At 37.2% G+C, this 2,541-nt stretch carries 1 protein-coding gene; it reads right to left on the reverse strand.

Features of this window, described 5'->3' with window-relative positions; all coding sequences use genetic code 11:
• Positions 1 to 112: 112 nt before the first annotated feature.
• Entirely contained in the window at positions 113 to 1,927 is a 1,815-nt protein-coding gene (locus tag INF28_RS12615) for a reverse transcriptase domain-containing protein (RefSeq protein ID WP_226393807.1), read from the reverse strand.
• Positions 1,928 to 2,541 lie beyond the last annotated feature (614 nt).

Consider the following 2,541-nt stretch of genomic DNA (forward strand, 5'->3'; position numbering starts at 1 on the left):
CGCTGTAGGCTAAGTACCCGGCGCCTTGTCATATTTCTATGACAGGTTTCCGAATACTCGCCCCGGAACCGTGCTTACACCTCTCAATGTACACGGCTCCCCATTTATAAACTCAGTCTAATTTCCCACAGTGTAATTTCTTATGACATTCCCTGCATAGGGCAAGTGTTTTTCTTTGTCTTGCTATCATAAGCGTTTCCCAGAAGCTCTTGCCTTGAAGGTCTTTAAGCCTGTGAACGTGATGTATTTCTATAGGCATATCTGTACTGCCGCAGATTTCACATTTTCCAGCCTTCAACCTGTCTATAAGACTTGTACTGCTAAAATATTTAATATCGCATTGAATTTCGTCCTCATTGGGATAAAACGCCTTTTCCTGCCGCTTAAAACCTTGATTGTAAAATACTCTGACACATTCAACTCCTTTAGAATTTGTAAACTTAACAGCAAAGTCTTTACCATATCTGAATTTGTTGATAATCTTGTGTATTGACGTTCTGTATTTTGTGCCGTAGGTTTTGTACATACTGTATTCCAAAATATATTTGTAACTGTTTATTAACGAGCTGTTGTTGGCTATACAATAATAGTTATAAAACCCTCGTATCTTGCTATTGTACCAATCAAGAATTTCTAAGTCATCACAATCCTTTAATCTGTAAATTGCTTGCGGTTTCCATATTTCCTTCCCGTTTTGGTATATGAATTTCATTGCACCCGCTTCTATCAAGCGTTTTTTGATTACATCGCTTGATACTTCTAAAACTACGCGTCCTGTGTAATTTCTTACCAGTCTGCCTATTTTGTCTCTTTTGCTAAGGTTGCTCTGTCTGACTCTGATTTCAAAACTAAGGAATTTAGCACTTTTTTGAGCATTGGTAATAAAAGTTTTTTCTTCTGATAGCTCTAACTGTAGTTTTTCATAGAGAAAATTCTTAAAATCTTCTTTAATCCTTTTACAATCATCCTTTGAACCAATAACTCCGCAAAGCCAATCATCAGCATATCTGACATAAAACAGGCGTGCGTAATCTTTGTCCATAGGGTCGCTATGAGGAATATTAACTCTTTCTTTTTCCAACCTCCGTATAAGCGCAATGGCTTTTTGTTTTTCTGTATCGTCTGCGGCATTTTTCAATGCGCTTCGAGCATTACGCAGACTGACTTCATTTTTGCGATATTCTGTTGTACGCTTACGTCTTTCGCCTCTGTTGAAGTTTTTAATATATTCACTCACATATTTATCAAATTTATCCAAATAAATGTTAGCCAATATTGGACTGATTATTCCACCTTGCGGCGTACCCGAATAGGTATTATGAAAAGTCCAATCCTCCATATATCCCGCATTGAGAAATTTTCGTATAAGCCGCAGAAATCTTTCATCTTTTATGCGCTCACTCAAAATGTTTATCAGGGTATTATGATTTATGTTATCAAAGAAGCCTTTTATATCTCCTTCGATAAACCATTTTACTCCTGTAAAAGTCTTTTGAATTTTAGTAAGAGCTGTATGACAGCTTCTGTTAGGTCTGAAGCCGTGAGAGGTATGTTCAAAATACCCCTCATAAATTGCTTCTAAAATCATTCTGATTACTTCCTGAAGTAATTTATCATCAAAAGACGGAATACCAAGCGGACGCATTTTTCCGTTTTTCTTTGGTATATACGTTCTTCTTGCAGGATTAGGCTGATAGCTTTCATCTTTGAGCGAAAGTATGATTTTTCGTATTCTTTCCATACTCATACCGTCAACGGTTTTATGGTCAGTACCTTTTGTCATACTTCCGTCATTTGAATAAATGTTTTGATACGCAATTAAATACATTTCCTCATTATAGAGTAAACGATATAAGCGTTCATATTTGTAGTCCTTTTTATTACTGTGTTTTATTAGACTGATTAACACATTTTCAGGATTTCTCATAATGTATCACACATTTTCCTTTCTATAATGTTAATGTTATAAACTGTTTCCCTTCGCCGTGTAATAGCCGTTAACTATCTCTGACTACTATGGAAACTCCGTTACCATATCAAATATTCATAAGCCTTCTGCTTAATAGCTTGCATAATTTTACAAGCATTTTGACTTAGGTAATCCCCGTTTAGCAATATAATAACTGTTTGGCGCGTTTGGTTGTCGGATACGACTTCCATCCTTTTATGCTTATTGCATATACGTCGCAGTCTATCTCTGCCAATGCTCCTGAGCAGCGGAACATCGGTACTGCGATATGACGATTTATAACTACCTTACGTCATAGTCCCGACACTGACCGTTTGGACTATCGTTCAACCAGTATGGGCTTTATCCTCATACCAAACTTTTCATCTCCCCATTCAGTCGCAGCTTGGTAGTTAGCTGACTTATGGCTTTACCGACATGCTATGTTCCCTGATATTTGGTTTCCCTCACAGGTAAATCGGTTGATGATAAACACACCGTTTAATTTCCACCTCCTTTTAACGGTGTTGAGATGATTGTTTACTACCTTGCCATAGGTAGATTTATTATATCTCCTTTACGGGCGCACGCTC

Origin of the sequence: Ructibacterium gallinarum (assembly GCF_014982785.1) — a bacterium.
Taxonomy (GTDB): domain Bacteria; phylum Bacillota; class Clostridia; order Monoglobales; family Monoglobaceae; genus Ructibacterium; species Ructibacterium gallinarum.

Bases quoted from the DNA above. Each gene is read 5' to 3' on its own strand.
- INF28_RS12615 (WP_226393807.1), bottom strand. From the start codon at position 1,927: ATGAGAAATCCTGAAAATGTGTTAATCAGTCTAATAAAACACAGTAAT.